The following is a 1,275-nucleotide window of genomic DNA, read 5'->3' on the forward strand; positions in this document are numbered from 1 at the left end:
GTCTGGGAGCGGCGAGGGAGGGACCAGTCCCCTCGTACCGCGAACCGGTGACCGCCGACGGGTGGCCGGAGGTGGGCACCGGAGGTGAGCGACAGGAGACGAGTGACCGGGATCAGCCGGTCAGTCGGTCATCAGCAGCCGCGCGTCCGCGTGTTCCGCGTGTTCTGCGGCCGGCATGTCGTTCGGCAGGAACTGCTCGACCACGCGGACGAACATCTCCCGCCGGTCGGCCGGCACCCCCAGCAGGTCGGCGACCTCCTCCAGCGTGGGGCGACGGGCGAACTCGGCGCCGGGTGCGGGGGAGGCCAAGTAGTCGTGGGGGTCGGCGAGTTCCTCCGCGGTGAGCCGGCCGGAGCGGATGAGCATGTCGCGGACCGGCACCCCCAGCACGCGGGCGAGCCTGCGCGTGGTCTCGAGGTCCGGCATGCTCTGGCGCTGCAACAGGCGGGTGACGGCGGCCCGGTGGACCCCCGCCTCGTCCGCTATCCGGGACTTGCCGCCGCCGCGCGGGCTGTCGATGTCGTAGCCGCGGTCGCGCATCAGGTCCTCGACCCACGCGGCGAACGCGTCCAGATCCTGGCTGGTCATCTGTGTGCTCGCTTCCTTTGGATGGCAGCGAGTTTAGCTTGCTTGCGCGCACGGAATTACGTGCTCGCGTGCAAGCACTGAGAAAAATCGGCTCAATTAGGGGGAGGTTCAGTGGAGATGGGGGCGTGGGGGCCGGTTTCGTGACGGGTTGTCGCCGCGAATGTGAGGCGAGTGACCAGAGTTTACGTTGCGAGCGCGCGCGCAATCTGTAAACCTGGACGGCCGGACGGCACTTGCCAGCCGCCTGTGCCACACCCGTCTTCCAGGGAGGCCCCATGCCCACCGACACCTGCCCACCACCGCGCCCCTACGACTACGACGGACCCGTCGGCTGGCAGACCGCCGCCGCGTGCGCCGGGCTCCCGCCCAAGGCCGTCTTCTCGAAGAAGGTCAAGGAGGCCGCCCCCGTCCTGCGGGCCTGCGCCCGTTGCCCGGTGCGGCGGGACTGCGAGCGGATCGTCGCGCCGGCCGACAACTGGTTCGACGGCGTCTGCGGCGGCCGCCTCTACCGCTCCGGCCGCCCGGTCGAGATCCCCGCGCACCTCCTCCCGGCCGCCCTGACGGCTCTGCCGGCGCTGCCGACCACGCGCGCTCCGCGGGGAGGCTCCCTTGCCTGACCCGAGTCAGGCGTCCGCCGCGGCGGACCCGACCGCGCACGCCGCCCTCTGGATCGGCACGCTGCTCCAG

At 71.7% G+C, this 1,275-nt stretch carries 2 protein-coding genes; one reads left to right on the plus strand and one right to left on the minus strand.

Going from position 1 to position 1,275, the window contains the following annotated elements:
- Positions 1 to 120 precede the first annotated feature (120 nt).
- On the minus strand, positions 121 to 588 hold the full coding sequence (locus ACNFOC_RS54485; protein ID WP_416966328.1) for a helix-turn-helix domain-containing protein: 468 nt from the start codon (positions 586 to 588) through the stop codon (positions 121 to 123).
- 275 nt (positions 589 to 863) lie between these two features.
- Between ACNFOC_RS54485 and ACNFOC_RS54490 the strand changes: the two genes are divergently transcribed.
- Positions 864 to 1,205: a WhiB family transcriptional regulator gene (locus tag ACNFOC_RS54490; RefSeq protein ID WP_416966329.1), complete on the plus strand. Its 342-nt coding sequence runs from the start codon at positions 864 to 866 to the stop codon at positions 1,203 to 1,205.
- Positions 1,206 to 1,275 lie beyond the last annotated feature (70 nt).

Origin of the sequence: Streptomyces colwelliae (assembly GCF_048158785.1) — a bacterium.
Lineage (GTDB): Bacteria > Actinomycetota > Actinomycetes > Streptomycetales > Streptomycetaceae > Streptomyces.

What these genes read in the sequence shown, in the direction of transcription:
- ACNFOC_RS54485 (WP_416966328.1), bottom strand. Translation starts at nt 588, where the DNA reads ATGACCAGCCAGGATCTGGACGCGTTCGCCGCGTGGGTCGAGGACCTG.
- ACNFOC_RS54490 (WP_416966329.1), top strand. Translation starts at nt 864, where the DNA reads ATGCCCACCGACACCTGCCCACCACCGCGCCCCTACGACTACGACGGA.